22 protein-coding genes are annotated in these 22,303 nt (G+C 66.3%); 16 read left to right on the top strand and 6 right to left on the bottom strand.

The genetic code is table 11. The annotated features are described in order from the left end of the window. Positions 1-146 precede the first annotated feature (146 nt). The 4 genes from AC0Z35_RS02500 to AC0Z35_RS02485 all read left to right on the top strand — a co-directional run bounded on the left by AC0Z35_RS02500 (position 147) and on the right by AC0Z35_RS02485 (position 3,932). Complete coding sequence (locus tag AC0Z35_RS02500; protein WP_319301367.1) at positions 147-680, top strand: thiamine pyrophosphate-binding protein; 534 nt, start codon at positions 147-149, stop codon at positions 678-680. 79 nt (positions 681-759) lie between these two features. Continuing rightward, complete coding sequence (locus tag AC0Z35_RS02495) at positions 760-1,293, top strand: thiamine pyrophosphate-dependent enzyme (RefSeq protein WP_485131448.1); 534 nt, start codon at positions 760-762, stop codon at positions 1,291-1,293. Next, positions 1,290-2,900, top strand: a complete 1,611-nt coding sequence (locus AC0Z35_RS02490; protein ID WP_046803865.1) for a GMC family oxidoreductase — start codon at positions 1,290-1,292, stop codon at positions 2,898-2,900. The genes AC0Z35_RS02495 and AC0Z35_RS02490 overlap by 4 nt, the downstream gene beginning before the upstream one ends. A gap of 36 nt (positions 2,901-2,936) precedes the next feature. After that, positions 2,937-3,932 carry a Bug family tripartite tricarboxylate transporter substrate binding protein gene (locus AC0Z35_RS02485; protein ID WP_485131449.1) on the top strand — a complete coding sequence of 332 codons (996 nt, stop codon included), beginning with the start codon at positions 2,937-2,939 and terminating at the stop codon, positions 3,930-3,932. Positions 3,933-4,041: 109 nt separating this feature from the next. On the opposite strand, the gene AC0Z35_RS02480 is transcribed toward AC0Z35_RS02485, so the two are convergent. From AC0Z35_RS02480 to AC0Z35_RS02470, 3 genes are read right to left on the bottom strand one after another with little or no spacing between them, the layout of a single operon-like run. Beyond that, on the bottom strand, positions 4,042-5,343 hold the full coding sequence (locus AC0Z35_RS02480) for a sigma-54-dependent transcriptional regulator (RefSeq protein WP_485131450.1): 1,302 nt from the start codon (positions 5,341-5,343) through the stop codon (positions 4,042-4,044). Further along, on the bottom strand, positions 5,340-6,743 hold the full coding sequence (locus AC0Z35_RS02475; RefSeq protein WP_485131451.1) for a sensor histidine kinase: 1,404 nt from the start codon (positions 6,741-6,743) through the stop codon (positions 5,340-5,342). The genes AC0Z35_RS02480 and AC0Z35_RS02475 overlap by 4 nt, the downstream gene beginning before the upstream one ends. Positions 6,744-6,785: 42 nt before the next feature. Next, complete coding sequence (locus AC0Z35_RS02470) at positions 6,786-6,953, bottom strand: hypothetical protein (RefSeq protein ID WP_485131452.1); 168 nt, start codon at positions 6,951-6,953, stop codon at positions 6,786-6,788. Between the two features lie 146 nt (positions 6,954-7,099). On the opposite strand from AC0Z35_RS02470, the gene AC0Z35_RS02465 reads away from it, so the two are divergent. The 4 genes from AC0Z35_RS02465 (at position 7,100) to AC0Z35_RS02450 (ending at position 10,978) form a co-directional block, all read left to right on the top strand. Beyond that, positions 7,100-7,585, top strand: coding sequence for a tripartite tricarboxylate transporter TctB family protein (locus AC0Z35_RS02465; protein WP_046803867.1), 486 nt, complete (start codon positions 7,100-7,102; stop codon positions 7,583-7,585). A 3-nt stretch (positions 7,586-7,588) separates the two neighbouring features. Beyond that, complete coding sequence (locus tag AC0Z35_RS02460; protein WP_314362656.1) at positions 7,589-9,109, top strand: tripartite tricarboxylate transporter permease; 1,521 nt, start codon at positions 7,589-7,591, stop codon at positions 9,107-9,109. A 76-nt stretch (positions 9,110-9,185) separates the two neighbouring features. Beyond that, positions 9,186-9,665, top strand: coding sequence for a hypothetical protein (locus AC0Z35_RS02455; RefSeq protein ID WP_485131453.1), 480 nt, complete (start codon positions 9,186-9,188; stop codon positions 9,663-9,665). A 53-nt stretch (positions 9,666-9,718) separates the two neighbouring features. Beyond that, the gene (locus AC0Z35_RS02450; RefSeq protein WP_485131454.1) at positions 9,719-10,978 is read left to right on the top strand and encodes a putative Na+/H+ antiporter; all 1,260 of its coding nucleotides are present in this window, start codon (positions 9,719-9,721) and stop codon (positions 10,976-10,978) included. 17 nt (positions 10,979-10,995) lie between these two features. Here AC0Z35_RS02450 and AC0Z35_RS02445 read toward each other — a convergent pair whose 3' ends face one another. Then, entirely contained in the window at positions 10,996-12,354 is a 1,359-nt protein-coding gene (locus AC0Z35_RS02445) for an ATP-binding protein (RefSeq protein ID WP_219991048.1), read from the bottom strand. Then, positions 12,351-13,022 carry a response regulator gene (locus tag AC0Z35_RS02440; RefSeq protein ID WP_104142133.1) on the bottom strand — a complete coding sequence of 224 codons (672 nt, stop codon included), beginning with the start codon at positions 13,020-13,022 and terminating at the stop codon, positions 12,351-12,353. Before AC0Z35_RS02440 ends, AC0Z35_RS02445 begins: the two co-directional genes overlap by 4 nt. Before the next feature lie 164 nt (positions 13,023-13,186). Between AC0Z35_RS02440 and AC0Z35_RS02435 the strand changes: the two genes are divergently transcribed. Genes AC0Z35_RS02435 through AC0Z35_RS02415 form a run of 5 tightly spaced genes read left to right on the top strand, consistent with a single transcriptional unit; the run spans position 13,187 to position 17,402 of the window. After that, on the top strand, positions 13,187-13,771 hold the full coding sequence (locus AC0Z35_RS02435) for a thermostable hemolysin (RefSeq protein WP_223264705.1): 585 nt from the start codon (positions 13,187-13,189) through the stop codon (positions 13,769-13,771). Further along, on the top strand, positions 13,768-15,249 hold the full coding sequence (locus AC0Z35_RS02430; protein ID WP_219991047.1) for an AMP-binding protein: 1,482 nt from the start codon (positions 13,768-13,770) through the stop codon (positions 15,247-15,249). The genes AC0Z35_RS02435 and AC0Z35_RS02430 overlap by 4 nt, the downstream gene beginning before the upstream one ends. Positions 15,250-15,256: 7 nt before the next feature. Further along, a complete protein-coding gene (locus AC0Z35_RS02425; RefSeq protein WP_120156882.1) occupies positions 15,257-15,928 on the top strand; it encodes an iron-containing redox enzyme family protein in 672 nt (223 codons plus the stop codon). Beyond that, positions 15,925-16,740 (top strand): SDR family oxidoreductase, encoded by an 816-nt coding sequence (locus tag AC0Z35_RS02420; RefSeq protein ID WP_104142139.1) that lies wholly within the window; start codon positions 15,925-15,927, stop codon positions 16,738-16,740. The genes AC0Z35_RS02425 and AC0Z35_RS02420 overlap by 4 nt, the downstream gene beginning before the upstream one ends. Next, positions 16,737-17,402, top strand: coding sequence for a tetratricopeptide repeat protein (locus tag AC0Z35_RS02415; RefSeq protein WP_104142141.1), 666 nt, complete (start codon positions 16,737-16,739; stop codon positions 17,400-17,402). The genes AC0Z35_RS02420 and AC0Z35_RS02415 overlap by 4 nt, the downstream gene beginning before the upstream one ends. On the opposite strand, the gene AC0Z35_RS02410 is transcribed toward AC0Z35_RS02415, so the two are convergent. Next, complete coding sequence (locus AC0Z35_RS02410; protein ID WP_485131455.1) at positions 17,399-17,956, bottom strand: cysteine hydrolase family protein; 558 nt, start codon at positions 17,954-17,956, stop codon at positions 17,399-17,401. The two genes, AC0Z35_RS02415 and AC0Z35_RS02410, sit on opposite strands and share 4 nt — an antisense overlap. A gap of 162 nt (positions 17,957-18,118) precedes the next feature. Between AC0Z35_RS02410 and AC0Z35_RS02405 the strand changes: the two genes are divergently transcribed. The 3 genes from AC0Z35_RS02405 (at position 18,119) to AC0Z35_RS02395 (ending at position 22,152) form a co-directional block, all read left to right on the top strand. Next, a complete protein-coding gene (locus tag AC0Z35_RS02405) occupies positions 18,119-18,646 on the top strand; it encodes a sigma-70 family RNA polymerase sigma factor (protein ID WP_046803872.1) in 528 nt (175 codons plus the stop codon). A 6-nt stretch (positions 18,647-18,652) separates the two neighbouring features. Then, on the top strand, positions 18,653-19,615 hold the full coding sequence (locus tag AC0Z35_RS02400; RefSeq protein ID WP_485131456.1) for a FecR domain-containing protein: 963 nt from the start codon (positions 18,653-18,655) through the stop codon (positions 19,613-19,615). A gap of 89 nt (positions 19,616-19,704) precedes the next feature. Continuing rightward, positions 19,705-22,152 (top strand): TonB-dependent siderophore receptor, encoded by a 2,448-nt coding sequence (locus AC0Z35_RS02395; RefSeq protein ID WP_485131457.1) that lies wholly within the window; start codon positions 19,705-19,707, stop codon positions 22,150-22,152. Positions 22,153-22,303: the final 151 nt, after the last annotated feature.

Raw genomic sequence — 22,303 nt, 5'->3', positions numbered from 1 at the left:
ACTAATACCGGATCGTTGCCAAGCCTACACTTGTCTGCACAGATCGGGAATAGCCGCCAGTAAGAGGGCTATGCCAAGGCGGTCATCGCGCCTTGGCAGCGGTGACCTTCGCAACCCGGCATCCGCGCAATACCAGGAGACTAGCCATGCCATCTTCCCCCCCGCCCGCCGTGAAGGGCAGTGCCATCGCGCACGCCTTGGCCGACTGCGGCATCGATTCCGCGACCGTCGTGCCGGACTTCGTGCAGATCGCCACCCACCAATGCCTGGACGCCAACGGCGGCCGCCTTCGCGTGACCTATTGCGCCAACGAGAACCAGGCGATCCACGTTGCAACGGGCCTGTACATCGGTGGCCGCCGCCCGGTCGTCATGATGCAGAACCAGGGCCTTTACAACTGCGTCAATTCGCTGCGCGCCTGTGGCCTGGATGCCGGCATTCCGCTGCTGTTGATGGTGGGCCAGTTTGGCCGCGAGTTCAGCAACTACGGCCAGGACATGCGCGCTTCCAGACGCCATATGGTCAGCCTGCTGGAACCGGTGCTGGACGCGCTTGGCATCGCCTGCTGGCGACTTGAAACCGCGCAGGACCTGGGCGCAATTGCCGCCGCCCACGCGCATGCCGAGCAGCAACGCTCACCCGCCGCCATCATCGTCGGCCGCCACACGGAATGGGATTGAACCGCATATGTCGATGACCACATTGCAAGCTTGCCGTGCCATTCACGAGGCCCGCGGCGACGCCGTTTTGGTAAGCACCATGAGCGCCATGAAAGCCATGGACGAGGTCGCGCCGGGCGCGCCCCTTGCGTTGTCCTCGGTTCCCCTGATGGGAGGCGCGGCCGGTTTGGGGCTGGGCATCGCGCTGGCGCGACCCGAGCGCCGCGTCATGGTGCTGGACGGCGATGCCAGCCTGCTGATGGAGCTGGGTGTCCTGGCCACCGTGGCGGGCGCCGCGCCGGCACGCTTCGTCCATTTCGTGTTTGCCAATGGCGTGCAGTTCAATGGCAACGCCAATCTGGGGCTGGCCGGAAATGGGGCGGTTGATTTCTGCGCGGCCGCCAGGGCTGCCGGATACGCCGCGTCGTTCCGCTTCGCCGATGAATCGGAGCTGGCGGCGATGTTGCCGCGAATCATCCAGACGAACGGCCCGGTGCTGGTCGAGCTGACCATCTCGCCGTGTGCGCCGGTGCTGGGCAAGGGCAACCCCTTTCCCGAGCAGCCCGACAAGCGTTTCCAGCGCATGGGTAATGAAGCCGCGCAACTGCGCCGTCTGTTGGAGGCAACGTCATGACCCAGGCAAAGTACGAATTCATCGTGGTGGGCGCGGGCTCGGCGGGATGCGCGCTGGCCGCCCGGCTGGCGGCCGGCGGTCGGTCCGTGTTGCTGCTTGAGGCAGGCGATGACGACCGCTGGATCTGGATCCGCATCCCGGCCGGCGTGGCGTACATCCTGCGCGGCGAGCGCGGATTGCGACGCTTTCATACCGAGTCCGAGGCGCAGATGAATGGCCGCAGCATCTTCTGGCCACGAGGCAAGGTGGTGGGAGGATCGTCTTCGGTCAACGGCATGATCTGGGTGCATGGCGACCCTTGCGAATACGATCGTTGGCGCGACGAGTTCGGCGCACAAGGCTGGGGCTACGACGACCTGAAGCCGATCTTTCGCGATATCGAAGGCTATGCGGGCGGTGATCCGGCCATCCGTGGCCGTCGCGGACCGGTGTCGGTCACGGAGTTCCGCTCGCGGCACCCTCTCATGAACGCCTTTATCGACGCCTGTGTCACCGCGGGCATCCCGCGTAATCCGGACTACAACGGCGCCTCTTATGAAGGCGTGGGCTATTTGCAGCACAACATCCGCAAGGGCTGGCGTTGGAGCAGCCGCGAGGCGTTCCTGCGGCCCTTGGCTGCCAATACGAATCTGCGGCTGCAAACGGGTGCGCTGGTGTCCAAGATCGTATTCGACGGCAAGCGGGCCAGCGGCGTTCAGTACCAGCTGGATGGCCAGCGTTGCGAGGCCACCGCCACCTGTGAAGTCATACTCTGCGCGGGCGCGATCCAGTCGCCCCAGATCCTGGAGCTATCCGGCATCGGGCGGCAGGGCCTGCTGCAAGACCTTGGCATCCCGGTCCTGCGCGATGCGCCCGCCGTGGGCGAAAACCTGCAAGACCATCTGCATACGCGGGTCACGTATGAATGCCGCAACGCCACCACGCTGAACCAGATCATGCGCAATCCGTTGCGCAAGGCCTGGATGGCGGCCGATTTCGCGCTGCGAGGTCGCGGCATGATGAGCTGCGCAAGCGCCGTGGCGCATGCCTTGGCAAAGTCGGACCCGGCGCTGGCGCAGCCGGACATCAAGTTGCAGTTGCATTGGCTGTCCAGCCCTGACGCGCGTGACCCGAAGCGGCTGGTGCTGGACGATTTCCCCGGCTTCTCGATTGGCACTTTTCCGCTGCGCCCGACGTCGCGCGGATCGGTGCACATCAAGTCGCGCGAACCCGGCGACGCGCCCGTCATCCAGGCCAACTACCTGTCCAGCGATGAAGACCGACGCGTGACCGTGGCGGCCATCGAGATGGCGCGCAAGGTTGCGGCCCAGCCGGCGCTGGCCCGGTTCGTGGTGCGGGAAACGCGCCCCGGCGCCGAACAAGGCAGCGCGTCCGGGCTGCTGGACTATGCGCGGACCATCGGGCAAACGTCCTATCACCCCGTGGGTACATGCCGGATGGGCGACGACGATCAGGCCGTGGTCGACGCCAGCTTGAGAGTCAAGGGCGTCACGTCGCTGCGGGTGGCGGATGCGTCGATCATGCCGACCCTGTGTTCCGCCAATACCAATGCGCCTTCCATGATGATCGGGGAAAAGGCGGCGCGCCTGATCCAGGCGGGAAACTAACTCAGGCACAGCCTGACTCACCGAAGGAGAATCGCCATGCTGATGACCTCGTTGTCCCTAGTCTCGCGGCGCGCCGCCGTCTGTTGCATCGCCATCGGTCTGGTGGGCGGCGCCGCGCCGGCCCTGGCCGAATCGGAATATCCGTCGCACCCCATCACGCTGGTCGTGCCCTTGCCGGCGGGCAGCGACACCGACACCATCGCCCGCCTGATGGCCGACGGCCTGTCGCACAGCCTGAAGCAGCCGGTCGTGGTCGAAAACCGCGTCGGCGCGGGCGGACAGATCGCGATGAAGTATGTGGCCAGCGCCAAGCCGGACGGCTATATCCTGGCCGCACCGTTTCAAGCGGCCTTGACGCTGGTGCCGCATATTCGCAGGACGCCGCCCTACGATCCGCAACGCGACTTCACGCCGATTGGCCGTTTCGGCAGCCTGGGGATTGCGCTGGTGGTTCCCGCCGACTCGCCTCTCAAGTCCTTTGACCAATTGATTGCCAAGGCCAAGGCCGAGCCGGGCAAGCTGACGTTTGCCTCGTTCGGCGTCGGCAGCGGTGGCCACCTGGCCGGCGAAATGCTGAACGCCGCGGCCGGGACCAACATCGTCCACGTGCCTTACAAGGGCACGTCCGAAGCGCGCGTCGGCTTGCTGCGCAAGGAAGTGGACATGGCGATCCTGGGGGACGGGCTGGCCGCGTTGCTGGTGCAGGACGGCAAGGCGCGCGTGCTGGCCGTGCCGCAGGCGTCCCGGTCGGTGTTGTTTCCGGATGCGCCCACCTTTACCGAGGCCGGCGTGCCGCTGGCCACGCAGGGCTGGGTGGGGCTGGTGGGGCCTGCCGGGCTGCCGGCGCCCGTCGTGAAAAAGCTGGAGGCGGCGCTCAAGGATGCCGCCGCCACGCCGGGCCTGGCCGACCGCCTGAAGAATATCGGTCTGCAACTGGCGCCCACCGACGCGGCGGGCTTCTCGACCATCATTCGGGACGACTACGCGTTGTGGGGCAAAGCCGTGGACATTGCAGGCATCGAAAAGAACTAGCCCGGGCAAGCGTGCTTCCGTAGGCCGTGGGCGCAGCCGCCGCCCACAACAACATGCCTGGACACGGCTTTCCACGCCTCTACCCGCCTCTACCCGCCTCTACCCGCCTCTACACGCCATCCCGCGCCGCGCGCAGCTTCTTCCACAGCGTGGTGCGCGAGATGCCCAGGCGCTTTGCCGCCAAGCCCATATGGCCGCCGGATTCTGCAATGGCTTGCTGGATGGCGCGCTGCTCGGCGTCCAGCCGCGTGGTGGCCAGGTCGGGCTTGTCGGCCAGCTTGCTTTCCGGGAAGAGGTCCTCGGCATGGACCTGTGCGCCGTCCGCCATCACGACCGCGCGCGCGATACGGTTCTTCAGTTCGCGCACATTACCTGGCCAGGGGTGGTCGTGCAGCGCCTGGATGGCATCGGGCGATAGCGTCGCGCCCGTGGTGGATTGCGCGGCCAGCAACGACCGTGCCAGGCTGGGCAACGCGCCGGGCCGCTCGCGCAGCGGTGGCGCCGCGACCCTTGCCACCGCCAGCCGATAAAAAAGATCCGCGCGAAACGTACCCTGCGCCATCGCGGCGGGCAGGTCGGTGCAGGTGCTGGCCAGAATGCGGCAATGGGTGTGGCGCGCGGTGCTGTCGCCCAGCGGACGATACTGGCCGTTTTCCAGCACGCCCAACAGCGCGGCTTGCGCCCGGGGTGTCAGCTCGGCCACTTCGTCCAGATACAGCGTGCCGCCCTCCGCCTGGGAGAACAGCCCGTCGCGCGCGGCCCCGGCGCCGCTGAAGGCGCCTTTCACGTGGCCGAACAACAGGCTTTCAATCAGGTCCGACGCCAAGGTGGCGCAGTTGACGGCAACGAAGCGGCCGGCCGCATAGGCCGAGCGCGCATGCACATAGCGGGCGGCGCGGTCTTTGCCCGAGCCCGTTTCGCCTTCCAGCAACACGGGCAGGGCGCTGGTGGCCAGCCGTTCAAGCTCTTGCGCCAAAGGGTAGGTTTCATCGTGCAGCGCGTAGGGGTTCTCCAAGACCTCGTCTTGCTGGCCGGCCGGCTGCGCGGCGATGACCGATCGGATGCGGGCCACCAGCGCATCGGTGTCGTACGGCTTGGTCAGGTAGTCGTTAGCGCCCGCCGACACCAGCCGCACGGCCTGGGCAATGTCGCCATAGGCGGTGGCGAACACCACGGTGGTGTTGGACAGATGCGGGATCAAGCGTCGGTAAAGATCTTCGCCGGAGCCGTCCGGCAGCCGGATGTCGGCCAACAAGAACGCCGGACGCATGCGGGTCCTGCGAAACACTTCGACGGCCTGCGCGCAGCTTTGCACCCATTGCGTGGTGATGCCCTCCAGCCGCAGGCGCTGAAGCAGCGCGCCGCCCAGCAGTTCATCGTCTTCGATCAGCAAAACCTGGATGTCGCTCACGCCGTATCTTCCTGTGGACCGTAGGGCAGGCGCACGGAAATGCGCGTGCCGGTTGCCATGCGGGTTGCGCGCAAACGGCCGTGCATGGTTGTTGTCAGGTCGGCAACGATGCCCAGGCCCATGCCGTCGCCGTCGGTGGCTGCGCCCAGCAGCGCGCGCCTGGCGGCCGGCGGCAGGCCGTTGCCCCCGTCGGCCACGTGCAAGGTCAGTGCCTGGCGGCCCGCGCGCGCAAACACCTGCACCAGTTCGCCACGCGGCGAGGCCTGGATGGCGTTCAACACCAGGTTCAGCAACACCTGCCGCACCGCGCCCGCGGGCAACGCCAGGCGGCGGTCCTGCATGCCTTCGCAATGCAGTTCCACGCGCACGCCCGCCCGGTTGGCCTGTGCGCCCACCATCAGCCGGATGTCGGCGATATCTTCCTCGTGCAGCAGGGCGGCGCCGGGGCGAAAGGTACGCAGGCTGGCGTCCACCACCGCTTGCAGCGCTTGGACGCCGCGTTCGATAAAGCCCAGGGATTCGCTGCGCACATCCTCCCGTTCGCCGAATTGCCGTAGCGTCTGCACGGCGGTGCGCAGCCCGCCCAGGGGGTTGCGCACTTCGTGGGCCAGCGCGGCCGACATCCGCCCCAACACCGCTTCGCGTTCGATGCGCGCATTGCGTTCGGTCAGCGCTTCGCGTTGCCGCGCGCTTTGCACCATCCAGTTGTAGGCCGACAGCAGTTCCTTCAGTTCAGGGTCGGTTGTGTCCACGCGCATGGGGCGCAAGCGATCTTCCGGGCCGGCGCGCAGGGCTTCGGTCAGCGAAATGATCGGGCGCTGAAGCCGGCGCGCCATGCCAAAGCACAGCACCGCGCCGATCAGGCTGATCGCCAATCCCACCAGGCCCAGTTCCCAGGCCAGTTCCTGGCGCTGCCGATGAAAATCGCTGACGTCCAGATTGGCTACCAGCGTCCCCAGGGCGGGCCGCGCGTCGTCCAGCAAGCGCCACGTCCACACGCCTTCCGATCTTGCGCTGACAAGCGTGCCGGAGGTGTCCGCCAAGGATGCCAGCGGAATCGGCTCAACTTCGGGGTAGCGCGCCACGTGCGCCAGCAGGCGATGGTCCGCCGCGACGACGGCCAACGTGCGATCAACCACGCCCAGATGCGTATCCAGCGCGCGGTTCAGCACATCGACCATCTGTGCGCGGTCGTCGGCGCGCACCGCAGGCAGGATCGCGGCGGACAAACCGTCCAGATACACCTGGCCCAAGTTGGCGACCTGCCTGTCGAACTGGCGCGACACGCCATGCAGCGCCAGGGAAATCAGCGCGGCGGAAATCGCAAGGAACAGCAGTGAGACCGCAAGCGGAATGCGAGCGGTCAGGGGCAGGCGGGGCAGGTGGTGCAGGTGGTGCATGGGGGCAGCATGGCGATGCGATCGAAACCACGAAAACGAGGATTATGCCTGCGTGGAATCGGCGCCCGCATTTGCAAGAATTGGCAAGCGCGCGACGCGTGGGAAAAATCCATGCCAGCCCGCGTGCAGCCCGGGAATGCTGCCGAGTTGTTCACGTTTGTGAACATCCCCGGTGCTGCGATGTTCACCGTTGTTCAGCGATGTGAACAAGCGTCTTTCATCCTGCTGGTTTTCCCGGATGAAGCCGGCAAAAGCTTGAAAGCGGATTGCAAGGCGTCGTCCTTAAAGTGCCCCCTCCTTCGGCTTGCGACATCACGCGCGCCGAAGCATGTCGACAACAAACAGGGGAGCAAGCCGTGGGCAGCACCATATTTTCCAGAAAGCGCGATCTGTGGGGCGGTGCGTTCATCGCCCTGTGCGGCGCGCTTACTATTTTTGAAGCAACGTCCTACAACATCGGAGAGCTGGCGCGGATGGGCCCGGGCTATTTCCCGCTGATGATCGGTTGCTTCCTGGTCGCGCTGGGCATCCTGGTGCCGCTCAGCCCGGACCCCGATGAAGTGCAGGAAGAAATGATGGAAGAACAGCTGCCCCAGCCTACGCGCCGCGATCGCGTGCGCGGCATGGCGTGCATCGCCGCCGGCATCGCGCTCTTCATCATCCTGGGCAGCTTCCTGGGATTCCTGCCCGCCACGTTTGCGCTGGTGTTCGTCTCGGCGCTGGGCGATACGTCCAACTCCGTCAAGTCCGCCGCCATTCTCGCCATTGCGATGACGGTGTTCGGCGCGGTGGTGTTTTCCTGGGCGCTGCAGTTGCAGTTTCCGATGCTGCGCTGGGGGTAGGAAATGGATCTGTTCGACAACGTATTGCATGGTTTTTCCGTGGCGTTGCAGTGGGAGAACCTGCTGTGGTCGCTGTTCGGCGTGTTCATGGGCAACATGATCGGCGTGCTGCCGGGCATGGGTGTGCTGGCCGCCATTTCGATCCTGCTGCCGCTGACCTACGCAATGACGCCGGTGGCCGCGCTGATGATGCTGGCCGGCATCTACTATGGCGCGCAGTATGGCGGCGGCATCACCTGCATTTTGCTGAACCTGCCGGGCACGCCGTCACACGCGGTGACCTGCCTGGACGGCAACCCGCTGGCCCGCCAGGGCAAGTCGGGGTCGGCGCTGTTCATGCTGGTCATGTCGTCGTTCGTGGGCGCCAGCGTGGGCATCATCATCATGATTCTGTTCTCGCCGATGCTGGTGGAAGTGGCCTTCCAGTTCGGACCGGCGGAATATTTTTCGATGATGATGCTGGGCCTGTTCGCCGGCGCCACGCTGGCCAAGGGCTCGGCCATCAAGGGCATCGCCATGGTGTTCCTGGGCTTGCTGCTGGGCGTGGTGGGTACCGACGTCAACACGGGCACCATCCGCTACGGCTTCGGCGTCATCGAGCTGAGCGACGGCGTGCCCCTGGTGGCGCTGGCGATGGGCCTGTTCGGCTTGGCGGACTTCTTCGCCAACGTCAACCGCATCGGCAAGGCCACGACGGTGGGCGCGGGCCCCAAGATGTCGGTGCGGCCTGAACCCGGCGACATCAAGAAGTCGGCCATGCCGATTGCGCGCGGCAGCGCCATTGGCGCAATCCTGGGCATCTTGCCGGGCACGGGCGCGACCATTGCGTCGTTCATGTCCTATGCGGTGGAAAAGCGCGTGTCCAAGACGCCCAAGCGCTTTGGCAACGGCGCCATCGAAGGCGTGGCGGGTCCGGAAGCGGCCAATAACTCGGCGGCGCAAACCAGCTTCATCCCGACCATGAGCCTGGGTATTCCCGGCGACTCGGTGATGGCCCTGATGCTGGGCGCGCTGATCATCCACGGTATCCAGCCGGGTCCGCAGATGGTGACCGAACACGCCGACCTGTTCTGGGGGCTGATCGCCAGCTTCTGGATCGGCAACGTCATGCTGGTGGTCATGAACCTGCCGCTGATCGGCATGTGGGCACGGCTGCTGAAGGTGCCGTACAAGTACCTGTTCCCGTCCGCGCTGTTCTTCGTGTGTGTCGGCGTCTACAGCACCAACAACAACCTGTTCGATGTGGGCATGGTGCTGGTGCTGGGCTTGGTGGGCTACCTGTTCCTGAAGCTGCGTTTTTCGCCCGCGCCGCTGTTGCTGGGCTTCGTGCTGGGGCCGATGGTCGAAGAGAACTTCCGGCGTGCGCTGCTGCTGTCGCGCGGCAGCATGAACGTGTTTATCGATCGCCCGATCAGCGCCGGCTTTGTCTACGCCATCCTGGCGCTTGCCGCCTGGCTGGTGTTCTCGACGGTGCGCAACCGCAAGCGGGTCCGCGAGCTTGAAAGGGCTCAGGCCGGTGCCTGATCGCGTGCCGATGTCGTACTGAAAGGTGAAAAGGGGGCTGTCGGCTGGCCCCCTTTTCCATTGATGGGAGCGTGTCATGAAGCAATCGGATTGGCCTGCGCGGGGCGACATGCGGTGCGGTGATTTGACCGTGGTGCGCGAACTGCCCTTTGTGGAATTCATTGAACTGCTTGAATTCAGCCATCTGCGTTTCGACCCGCCCGCGCAAGGGGCCGCGTCCGCGCTGGTGGGCACGCAGGAATGGCGCCGGCGGATCGAGGGCGACTGCGCGCAGCCGGAATCGGTGTATGTCTGCACGACGCTGGATGCGCTGCATGACGCGGTGCTGGCGCCCGAGGATGCCGAACTGAAAATCGACATGCCGTGCCAAAGCCGCGTGCGCCTGCGTACACTGTTTCAGCAACGCGACCGCGCCGCGTCCACGCCCTGCGTCCGGGTGGACTTGCAGGCCTTGATACGGCGGGTGCTGGTGCCCGCCAGCGCCCCGGCGCATCTTTTTGAACTGGTCAGGCACGTCGTCATGACGCGCCTTTGGGTCGAGGTGGCGCGGGTGTAGCCGCCGCGCAATTCAATTCGGCTAGACCGCCGCTTACGTACAGGAACCGACACGTGACAGAGTCCGCACTGCAAATCATCGCCGCCCTTGTTTTCGCCCTTGCCCTGGTGCACACCTTTTCGGCGCCGCTGTTCCTGCGCCTGGCGCATCGCAGCAAGCGCCATGGCGGGCTGCTGCATCTGCTGGGTGAAGTCGAAGTGGTGTTCGGTTTCTGGGCGGCGATATTGCTGGTCTTGATGGCGTTGGCCGCGTCGGGCGAAACGGCGCTGGCGTATGCCGAATCGCGCAACTACACCGAGCCCGCGTTTGTTTTTGTGGTGATGGTCATCGCGGCATCCTTGCCGGTGCTGACGGTGGTGATGCGTCTGGTTGAACGCGTGGCGCGGCTGTTGCCGGTGCGCGACCAAACCGCCAAGGCCTGGTTGTGCCTGGCGCTGGTGCCACTGGCCGGCTCGTTGGTGACCGAGCCGGCCGCCATGACGATTGCCGCCATGATGCTGGCGCCGCAGGTGTTTCATCGCGAGATGCCGGAACGGTTGAAGTACCTGGCGCTGGGCGTCTTGTTCGTCAACATTTCCATCGGCGGCACGCTGACGTCGTACGCCGCGCCGCCGGTGTTGATGGTGGCGTCCACCTGGGGTTGGGATAGCGCCTTCATGTTCGGCACGTTCGGCTGGAAGGCGGCGCTGGCCGTGCTGGTCAACGCCACGCTGGTGACGGTGTTGCTGCGGCCGTACCTGCGTTCGGGCGACGTGATGGCCATGAAGGACTCGGCCGTGCCGATGTCGCCCGTGGTCATCATGGTGCACCTGTTCTTCCTGGCCGCCGTCGTGCTCAGCGCGCATCACCCCATCCTGTTCCTGGCGCTGTTCCTGTTTTTCATCGGCTACACCCAGGCGTACAAGGCGCATCAAAGCCCGTTGATCATCAAAGAGGCGCTGTTGGTCGGCTTCTTCCTTGCGGGCCTGGTGGTGCTGGGCGGCATGCAGCAGTGGTGGCTGCAACCCATCGTCAGCGGGCTGGAGCCAAACGTGCTGTTCGTCGGCGCCCTGGCGCTGACGGCCATCACCGACAACGCCGCGTTGACCTACCTGGGGTCGCTCATCGACGGCATCTCCAGCCAGGCGCAGTACATGCTGGTGGCCGGCGCGGTGGCCGGTGGTGGGCTGACCGTCATCGCCAATGCGCCCAACCCGGCGGGCGTGGCGCTGCTGCGCGGCAGCTTCGCCAACGGCGCGGTCAGCATGCCGGGCTTGCTGGCTGGCGCGCTGATTCCTACGCTGGTGGCGGCGTCGTTTCTGTTTTTTTTGTGATGGTCCCGGCCAGGGCGCTATTGCCCGCGCCGCAATGATACGCGTAGCCCGCGCCCGAAGCCGTCGGTAGCCTCGCGCATCGCAAAATCAATGCGCAGGCCATGGTTGTGGGCGATTCGTCGGGCGATCGACACCCCCAGGCCGCTACCGGCTTCTTCATGGCCCGCCGCCCGCAGGAAGCGGTCGCCCAGCCGGGGCAGGACGTCAGGGGCGATGCCCGTGCCTTCGTCGTCGACGGTGATGTCGGCTGATCCGAAGCTCAAGCGCACGCGCGACTGGCGCGGGCCGTAGCGAATGGCGTTGTCCAGAAGGTTCTTCAGCATGATGGTCAATGCGCCTTCGTCGCCCGCGGTGGGTAGCGGCTGGACGTTACCGTCGGGCCATTCGACGGCGATCTCGACGTCGCGCCGGTCCGCGATCCAAAGGCAGTCTCCCACTGCTTGTTCAGCCACGATGCGCCAGTCCACCGAACCGCCAAAGTCCGCATGATTGGCGCTGTCCAGCCGGGCCATCGTCAGCAGTTGCGATACCAGCCGGTCCAGCCTTTCGATGCCGCGCGTGACACTGGCTTGCGCCTGCTTGCGCTCGGCCGGGTCTTCGGTGCGCTGCGCGACATCCCATTGCGCGCGCACGGCCGCCAAGGGGGTGCGCAGCTCGTGGGCAGCGTCGGCGGTCAGGCGGCGCTCTTGTTCGATCAGGCTGCCCACGCGCGCCAACAATCCGTTCATGGCGTCGACCAGTACCTTCAATTCGCCCGGGACGTTGGCGGTGGGCAAGGGGTTGGCGTCGTCCGGGCGGCGGCGCTCCAGTTGCGCCGACAGGTCGCGCACCGGCCGGATGGCCCTGCGTACGGCGAATATCAGCAGAGCGATGAGCACGGGAAGCCCGAGCAGCCAGGGCAGGATCTGGCTGGCCACGTAGGCGATGGCCAGGTCATCGCGTTCGCCGATGCGCTGGCCTACGGCCACGCGCGTGTTGCTGGCGGCGTCGCTCAGGTAGACCAGGCGCCACGGCACGCCGTTGACGACGCTGTTGAAGAAACCCTCGCGCTGTTCTTCGCGCGGAAACTGCTGCGCGTCGGGGTCAAGCACCAGGGCGTCGTGCGGGCCGCGCCAGATCGCCACGGACAGGTCGCCCAGCCCTGCGTCGCCGGTGTCGGCCGACGATGGGGCGGGCGCGGGCAACGGCACCGTGGTGACCGACTCCGGGATCAACCCGGCGACGGCGATGGTCTGCTGCGCCAGGCGCAGCATGTCGGTGTCGTAGAGCTCGTTGATTTCATGCGAGGCACGCCAGTAGGAGCCGGCGATGGTGACCAGCCACGCAAATGGAGCGGCCAGCAGCACGGCGACGATCAGCCTGCGTTGCAGCGTCATGATTCGGCGTCCACCTTGCCCAGCGCATAGCCCGACCCGCGTACGGTACGCACGATCTTCGGATGGATTTTCTTGCGCAGGTGATGCACGAAGACTTCCAGCGCGTTGCTTTCCAGTTCGGCCTCCCAGTCGTAGAGCTTGTCGCGGATGAAGTCACGCGTCAGCACACGATTCGGGTGCGTCAGGAAAAGCTCCAGCAGCAGGGCTTCGCGCGTGGTCAGGTCAACCTTTTGGCCCTTCCAGTGCACTTCGTGCAGGGCAGGGTGGTAGTCCAGGTCGCCATGGCGCCATACGGGTTCCGGCTTGCCCGCCACGCGTCGTGTCACCGCCCGCAGGCGCGCGGCCAGTTCGTCCAGCGCAATGGGTTTGATCAGGTAGTCGTCAGCGCCGGCGTCCAGCCCCGCGATGCGGCTTTCGACGGCCTCGCGCGCGGTCAGGATAACCACGGGCAGGGTGCGTCCGGCGTGGCGCCAGCGGGTCAGCAACGCCACCCCGTCTTCGCCGGGCAGTCCCAGATCCAGCACCACGGCGTCGTAATGCACGACGCCCATGGCGTGGTCGCCGTCGCGGCTGTTGGTGAACCAATCCACGGCATAGCCCAGAAGCCGTAGTCCGGATTTCAGCCCGTCGCCTATAAGCGGGTCGTCTTCAATGATGAGGATTCGCATGGATTGCCTGCTGACCGTATGGGGACGAGATTACCACCGGCCGCCGGTTAATTTGTCATTAAGGTTCGATGCCTAAGCTGCGCTCCGTTGTCTGAGGAAACCCCGCTCGACTGGAAGCCAGTATGTCGCACACCAAGCTCTTAGCCCTACCTGCCGGATTGCCGATGGCCTCGCGCCCCGCGTCCGCTGTCGCCACCTTGCACGTGCATGCGCCGGAAGATCCGATGCGGGCGCGCGTTGAATCGTATATCCGGCAACGTTATCAGCAACGGTTCGGGGCGCAGATCAATGATTGGTTGCCCACCCTGGTCAGCGTGCAGAGCGACGGGGAAATCCTGGCCGCCGCGGGCTATCGCGGCGCCGCCGATCCCTTGTTCCTGGAACGCTATCTGGCCGCACCGATAGAAAAATACCTGCTTGACGAGGGCGCTTTGGTCGCAAGAGGGCGCATCGTCGAAGCCGGCCAGTTCGCCGCCGTCCGTCCGGGCGCGGGGCGCTTGCTCGTGCCGCTGCTGGCTCGCCATCTGCATCAGCAAGGTTTCGATTGGGCCGTCAGCACGCTGACCCGCGAGCTGCATCAGCTGTTCGTGCGGATGGGCCTGGCGCATCAACCGCTGTGCACCGCCACGGCGGACCATCTCAGCGAGCACGAACGTGCCGACTGGGGCACCTATTACGCGCACGGCCCACAAGTGTTTGCCGGACGCCTGCACGCCATCCTGGCGCGCTTTCCGGAGCAGGCCGCATGAACCCGCATGACTTTTTTTCCTTGTTGAACGAACCCGCGCGGGCGCGGCTTCCCGCCTTGCGGACGGTCGCGCATGCGGTGGACCATGCCGCGCTGCTCAGCCGCATCGAAGCCCGCGCCCAGGTGCTTGCGGCACATGGCGCGCGAGTCGTCGCGTCGTTGATGGATAACGGCGCCGACTGGATCGTGCATGACCTGGCCTGCCTGAAGGCGGGCGTGGTCCACGTGCCTTTGCCGCTGTTCTTCACGCCCGGTCAGTGGCGCGACACCTTGAACGCGGCGGGCGTCAACGTCGTCGTGGGTCCCGCGTCCATTCAGCCCTTGTTGCAGGCCTTCGGGTTCGAGGCCTTGGAATCGCTGCCGGACACGTCGGTGTTGTTCCGGCGTGCCGTGGCGGCGGTGGCGCTGCCCGCGCGGACCGCGAAGATCACCTTCACGTCAGGTTCGACCGGAAGCCCCAAAGGCGTGTGCCTGGGCGCGCAAGAGATGCTGGCCGTGGCGGCCAGCCTGGCCGAGGCCACCCGGCCGCTGGGAGTCGTACGGCACCTGTCCGCGCTGCCGTTGCCGGTGCTGCTGGAGAATATTGCCGGCGTGTATTCACCGCTGATCGAGGGCGCCGCCGTGTGCGTGCGGCCCTTGAACGAGGTCGGCTTGCAGGGTTCGTCCCGCTTCGACCCGGCCGTGTTTCACCGCGCCCTGATGGATGCGGACGCCCAAAGCGTCATCGTGTTGCCGCAGATGCTGCGCGCGTATGCGGGCTGGTTGCACGCGACAGCCACGCGCGCGCCTGCCGCATTGCGGCTGATGGCGGTGGGCGGCGCGGCGGTGGGCAAAGGGCTGCTGGACGCCGCACGCGCCCTGGGCTTGCCGGCATACGAAGGCTATGGCCTGTCCGAGGCGTGCTCCGTGCAGACCTTGAATCTGCCCGGGGCCGAGCGCAACGGTTCTTGTGGCCGGCCGCTGCCCCACGCGAAGGTACGCGTGGCGCCCGATGGCGAAATTGAAATCGCCGGCACGCACGCGCTGGGCTACCTGGGCGAGCTGACCGCGCCACGGGAGTGGCTGGCCACCGGCGATCTGGGGCATCTGGACGAAGCGGGCTTTCTGCATGTACAGGGGCGCAAGAAAAACGTGCTGATCACCGGCTTCGGACGCAACGTGTCGCCGGAGTGGATCGAGCTTGCACTGGGCGGGCAGGCGTGCATTGCGCAGGCTGTCGTGTTGGGCGAAGGCCAGCCCGAATTGGGCGCCGTGATCTGGCCGCTGGGCGACGTCGACGACGCCACCTTGCAGGCCGCCATCGACCGCGTCAACACCACGCTGCCTGACTATGCGCGCATCGGCCGCTGGGTGCGGGCGCGTGCCGAATTCAGCGCGGCCAGTGGCCTTAGCACGCCGAACGGACGCGCGCGCCGCGCCGCCGTGGCGGCCCTGCACGCCGATCTTTTTTCGCGGACCTCCGCACAACCCTTGGCTTGAAACGATCATGACATTCTTCGAACAATTGCTGGATCAGACGCGGCAAGGCCGGCAGGCCCTGGTGGCCACTCCCATCATTCAGGACTGCCTGCGCGGCGATGTTTCCCTGCCCGCGTACAAGGCTTTCCTGCAAGAGGCCTACCACCACGTCACCCACACCGTGCCCTTGATGCATGCGTTGCGCGCGCGCCTGCCCGCGCGGCTGAGCTGGATGCAGAGCGCCGTCGACGAGTACATCGAAGAGGAAACGGGACACGACGAATGGATACTGAACGACCTGCGTGCGTTGGGAATAAGTGCGGACGCCGTCCATGCCGCCGGGCCGGGCGCGGCCACCGAGATCATGGTGGCCTACGCGTACGACACGATTGCACGCAAGAACCCGATAAGTTTCTTTGGCATGGTGCACGTGCTGGAAGGCACCAGCGTGGCGTTGGCCTTGAATGCCGCCGACCAGATCCAAAGCAAGCTGGCGCTGCCGGCGACTGCCTTTAGCTACCTGCGTTCCCATGGCACGCTGGACCAGGAGCACACCGCGCACTTTGCCGACCTGATGAATCGGCTCGACAGCGCCGCCGACCAGGCCGCGGTCGTCCATGCCGCCAATATGTTCTATCACCTGTACGGCGCGATCTTCCAGGCGTTGCCACGTGCCGCATCGCAAGGGGCGGGCGCATGAGCCCGCGCGACGCCTCGGTGGTGTTGACGGGCGCGGCGGGGGGGCTGGGCAGCGCCATCGCGCGCCGGCTGGTTGACGAAGGTGCGCGCCTGCTGTTGGTGGGTCGCACGGCGGGACCGCTGCTGGCGCTGGCGCAGTCGTTGAACGCGGGGGCAACAGATCGCCTGCGGGTGGACGCGCTGGTCGTGGACGTGACCACCGACAGTGGTCGCGCGGCGATTGTGGACGCGGCGGCGGCGCGGGGCGCGAACGTGCTGATCAATAACGCGGCGGTGGCCGCATTCGGCCCGGCCGATCGGTTGCAGGCCGACGAGGCCCATCGCGTGATGGAAACCAACGTCGTCGCGCCCATGATGTTGATCGCGGGCATGCTGCCGGTGCTGCGATCCCACCCGCGCGCGCAGGTGCTCAATATCGGCTCCACGCTGGGCAGCCTGGGCGTGCCGGGGTTTTCCGTCTATGGCGCAAGCAAGGCGGCACTTCGGCTTTACACCGAGGCGCTGCGCCGCGAGCTGGCCGATACCGGAATACGCGTGCAGTACTACGCGCCACGGGGCATCGACACGCCGTTCAACACGCCGGAAGTCCAGGCGTTCAACCAGGCGACCGGTTCGGCCAGCGATACGCCGCAGGCGATCGCCGCACGCGTCCTGCGGATGCTGCAACGTGAAAGCCGCCAGGGTTTCGAGGGCGGCGTCGAGGCCATTGCCGCGCGGCTCAATGGCTTGTGTCCGGAATGGCTGGATGGCGCATTTTCCAAACACCGCCGCGCGTTGACGGCCAACAAATTTCCTACAGGATCCTCATCATGAACTCACGTCCCTATCTGCGCGCCGCCTGTGCAAACCTGCTTGCCGGCGTGGCGCTGACCTTTTCCCTGTCAACGATTTCCTTGGCGGCGCCCGCCGAGCTGGACCAAGGCATCCGCGCGCTGCAATCCGGTTGGGCCACGATCCAGTATCAGACGCCCGCGGACCAACGCGCGGCCCGCTTCGAAGCGCTGTCGCAACAGGCGCACGAACTGACCGCGCGTTACAAAGGCAGCGCCGAGCCGCACATCTGGGAAGGCATCATCCTCAGTTCATGGGCCGGGGCCAAGGGCGGCTTGGGTGCGTTAAGCCTGGCCAAGCAGGCCAAGGCGGAATACGAAACGGCTATCCAGATCGACAGCAAGGCGCTGGGCGGATCGGCGTTGAACAGCCTGGGCGTGCTCTATTACAAGGTGCCGGGCTGGCCGGTCGGATTTGGCGACAACAAAAAGGCCGAGGCCCTGCTCCAGCAGGCGCTGGCGATCAATCCGGACGGCATCGACACCAATTACTTCTACGCCGACTACCTGGTCTATCGCAATCGCAAGCCTGAAGCGGTGCCGTACTTGGAAAAGGCGCTGAAGGCGCCGCCGCGCCCGGGCCGCGAGACGGCCGACGACGGCCGCCGCGCCGAGGCGAAGACGTTGTTGGACTCGATCCGTTAAACCCCGGCCCGCCCGAAATCGACATCGGCAGCGGGCAGCGCAACGATCTTCACGCCAAAGCTGGTGATGGCGGGCAGGGTGGCGTTGTGATGCGCGCGGATCTGGGCGCCGGATGCATGCGCTTTGTCGTGCGTGGTGTGCGCGTCGGCGGCTATCGTCACCGCAAAGCCCAAGGCCGCCGCGCGCCGTACCGTGGTGTCCACGCAGAATTCCGTGGCGTAGCCACAGACCGCCACCGCCGTCACGCCCAGGTCGGACAGCGTCTGACCCAGCGTGGTGCGCAGGAAGGAATCGGGCGTGGTCTTGCGCACGCGCATGTCGTTGGGCGCGGGGCGCAGGCGCGGGTCCAGTTCCCAGCCGGGCTCCGCGTGCGCCAAGGCGCTGCCCGGGGCCTCGTGCTGCACGTAGATGACGGGGGCGCCAGCCTGGCGGGCGCGGTCGGCCAACGCGTTGATGCGGTCCAGTACGTCGGGGGCGTCGGCGGGCGCCGGCTGCGTGTCGGTGGTGTCGAACAAGGCGCGCTGCACGTCGATGATGATCAAGGCGTTGGGCATGGGGATAGAGGGGGCGGCTGAGGCGGTGGCGGGGGCGGACAAGGCAGCTTGGCGCGCACCCGAATCTTGCAGTCTACCGCCGCTTGCAGACCGCTTGGCGACCGCCATCAATAATGATTACAATTCCCATTCTTAAAAATTGGGGTAGCGGTCGCCACGGCCATGTCGTCCTTGGAATCTCTGGAGCACCGAGCGCTGGGCTTGCTCTACCGCGACCATCACGGGTGGTTGCGGGGTTGGTTGCTGAGGCGGCTGAACGTGCCCGCCGAGGCGGCCGACCTGACGCAGGACACGTTCATGCGGCTGCTTTCGTCGCCGGCGTCGATGGCGCAATTGCAAGGCGTGCGGCAACCGCGCAGCTTTCTGGCGACGGTGGCGCAGCGCACGCTGGTGGATCACATCCGGCGCCAGGTGCTGGAACGCGCTTGGCTGGAAACGCTGGCGCAGCAGCCCGAAGCGCATGCCGTGTCCCCCGAGACGCAAGCCATCCTGCTGGAGACCATCCGCGAGATCGACGCCATGCTGCACGGCCTGGGGCACAAGGTGCGGCGCGCCTTCCTGATGTCGCAGCTGGAAGGCGCCAGCTATGCGGACATCGCCGCGCAATTGGGCGTCACCGTCAGTTCGGTGAAGAAATACATGGCGCGTGCTACCGAGCATTGCCTGGTGTACGCCTTGGAAAGGCAGTAGACGCCGATGGCCGACAAGACGATTGCCGCGGCGGCGCAATGGTACGCGCGCCTGTGCGCCGACGAAGTCAGCGCGGCCGATGTGGCGGCGCATGGCCGCTGGCTGGCGGCCGACCCTGAACACGCGCGCATCTGGCGCCAGGTGGAACGCCTGCGCGGCACCCTGGGCGCGGCGCCCGCGCGGCTTGCCGCCGATACGCTGAACCGCGCGGACCACCACTTTGCGCGCCGACGCGCCGTGTTGCGTAGCGGCTTGGGCGCGGTGGCGCTGGTGGGCGCGGGCGGCATGCTGGCCTGGCGCGTCTTGCCGGTCGACCAGATGGTGGCCGGCTATCTGGCCGACTACCGCATGGGCACGGGCCAGCGGCGCGAACTGACGCTGGCGGACGGCACCTTGCTGTGGCTGGACAGCGCCAGCGCGGTCGACGTGTCGCTGGACGCGCGCGGCCGCCACATCACCGTGCATGCGGGCGAGATCCTGATCGACACCGAACACGCCGCACCCGGCGTGCCCCCGCTACGCGTGACCACGCCCCACGGCACTGTGCGGCCACTGGGCACGCGCTTTACCGTCCAGCGCCTGGACGACCTGACGCGGGTGGCCGTGCTGCGTCATGCGGTCGAACTGCTGCCCGCCGACGGCGGCGCGGCGCTGCTGCTCAAGGCGGGCGAACAGGGCACGCTGCAAGCCGTCGCCGCCCGCCATGAAGGCCAGATCATCGGCGAGCCCGACGCCTGGACGCGTGGCCTGTTGATCGTGGACGGCATGCGGCTGGGCGACTTCGTGGCCCAGCTGGACCGCTACCGCCCCGGCCACCTGCGCTGCGACGATGCCGTGGCCCAGTTGCGCGTGTCGGGCGCGTTTCCCCTTGACGACACCGACCGCGCGCTGGCCGCCGTGGAGCGCGCTTTACCCGTGCGCGTATCCCGTTTCACCCGCTACTACACCCGGATCACCGCCCGGGGCTGACATTATTTTTGCCGGGCATTGTCCTTTTTCCGCGCTCATCCGACTTAGCAGGGATTACGTCGGATTTGATTCACGGAAACCTTCATCCCATGCCTTCCCTTTTGACCAAACCTCGCCATCCCGGCGCCTTGGCGCCTGTTGCCCGCGCCGTCTTCACTGCGTTGTTGACGCTGGCGTCGGCCCCGCCCGCGTGGGCGCAAGCTGCCGACACCGCCGCCAGCGCGCGGCGCTACGACGTGCCGGCCGGCCCGCTGGGCCTGGCCTTGAGCCGCTTCGCCGCCCAGGCCGGCGTGGTGCTGTCCTTCGACGCGTCGCTGACGCAAGGCAAGCAAAGCGCGGGCCTGCAAGGGGAATACGGCATCGCCTCGGGCCTGGCGACCATGCTGGAGGGCACGGGGCTGGAAGCCGTCAGCCAGGGCGGCAACAACTATGGGGTGCGGCGCGCGGCGGCGCAGACGCTGGCGCCCGTCGAGGTGCTGGGTTCGCGTGAACCGGGCCCCAGCGAAGGCACCGACTCGTACACCGTGGGCCTGACCACCACCGCCACCAAGCTGCCGATGAGCTTGCGCGAGACGCCGCAGTCGGTCTCGGTGATGACGCGCCAACGCCTGTCGGACCAGGGCTTGAATACGCTGGAAGACGCCATCGCCAACACGCCCGGCCTGACCTTCAAGAAGAAAGGGTCGGCCGATGACAACGAAAAAGGCCTGTACGCGCGCGGCATGGAAGTCACCAATATGCAGGTGGACGGCGTGCCCACGCACAAGGACTTCAACGCACTGGGGCTGGACACCGCGCTGTACGACCGCATTGAAGTGGTGCGCGGGTCCACGGGTTTGTTGAACGGCGCGGGCAACCCGGCGGCGTCCATCAACCTGGTGCGCAAGCGGCCCACGTCGGACTTCCAGGCCAGTGTGGGCGCGGCCGTGGGGTCATGGGACTACAAGCGCACGGAGTTCGACTTGGGCAGCCCGTTGGATGAAGCCGGCAAGCTGCGCGGCCGCGTCGTGGGCGCATGGCAGGAGGGCGGCTCGTTCATCGATCGCGTCAAACAGGATTCGCAGTTGCTGTACGGCGTGATCGAAGCCGATCTGGGCGAACGCACCATGCTGACCTTGGGCGGCGAGTACCAGCGCAAGCATTGCACGGCGTGCTCGTACTTCGGCTTTCCGGCGGCCTACGCGGACGGCACCAAGACGGATTTCCGCCAGAGCTTCAACTCGGCCACCGACTGGAGCCGCCAGACACGCACGCGCTACAACGTGTTCGCCACGCTGGACCACGAATTTGCGCCGCTGTGGAAGGGGTCGGTCACCCTGTCGCATACGGGCGACGATAACGACCGCACCTATGGCTGGTTCAGCAGCAATGGCTGGGCGGACCCGAACTCGGGGCGCGGCGCGTCCCTGTGGGTGGCGAAATGGCCTATTCCCAAAACGCAGAACGCCGTGGACGCCAGCCTGACCGGCGCCTTCAACGCGTTCGGCCGCCAGCACGATGTGGTGATCGGCGCCAGCGCCTCGCACACCAATGGCGACTACGACATGTACCCGCTGTGGACCGCGCCGGGCTACGACGCAAAGATTCCGGACATACGCGGCTGGTCCGGCAACATGCCCGAGCCCGACTGGCAGACAACCGGCAAGCGCGACTACACCGAAAAGCAATCGTCGATCTACGGCGCGCTGCGCCTGCGTCCCACCGATGCCCTGTCCGTGGTGCTGGGATCGCGCGTGACGTGGTGGGACCAGCAGGCGTCCTACAACTACAACGACGGCACCTCGTATCCCGACAATATGCGCGAGCAGGGCGTTTACACGCCTTACGCCGGGCTGGTCTACGACCTGACGCCGACCCTGTCCGCGTACGCCAGCTACACCAGCATTTTCCAACCGCAGCAGGCGCAGAATGTGTCGGGCGGCGTGCTGGAACCCATCAAGGGCAACACCTATGAAGTCGGCCTGAAGTCGACGTGGCTGGATGGCCGCCTGAATGGTTCGGTGGCATTGTTCCGTACCCGCCAGGACAACTACGCGATGGTCGACGGCGACAATCTGGCGCCCAATGGCGACAGCGCGTATGTGGCTGCCGATGGCGCGGTGATGCGCGGCGTAGAAGCCGAGCTCAGCGGCGCGCTGAGCCCAGGCTGGCAGGTGCAGCTGTCGTATGCCTACGTGGACCGCCGCCTGCCGCAAGGCTTCATCACGCAGGTCGGGCTGCCGCGCCACATCGCCAAGCTGTACACCACGTATCGCCTGCCGGGCGAGCTGAGCGCGCTGACCGTGGGCGGCGGTGTGCGTTGGGAAAGCGGCAGCGACTATTCCAGCCGTGGCCCCGGCGGCCAGCAGTTTGAATCGTCGCAAAGCGGCTATGCGTTGGTCGACCTGATGGCGCGCTACCAGGTCAACCGCCAATGGTCGGCAACCTTGAACCTGAACAACGTCTTTGACAAGAAGTACTACGCCAGCACCAACGTCTACAGCAACTACTACGGCGCGCCGTTCAGCGCGATGCTGGGCGTGAATTACCGGTATTGATCTTGATCCGTTAAATTACGGCGTCCACGCGCCACGGCCCGCCTCGCGCGAGCCGTGGCCGGTCCACATCAAGGACTGATCATGACCCGGCAACACCCTGAACGAGCGCCGCGGCACTCGCGTCTGCATTTGCATCGCCATCGCCACCTGC

The sequence above is a fragment of the Achromobacter sp. 1L-A-4-B-C2 genome, from assembly GCF_057291955.1.
Note: the sequence above shows the minus strand (reverse complement) of the source record. Positions and strands in the feature narration are given on the sequence as shown.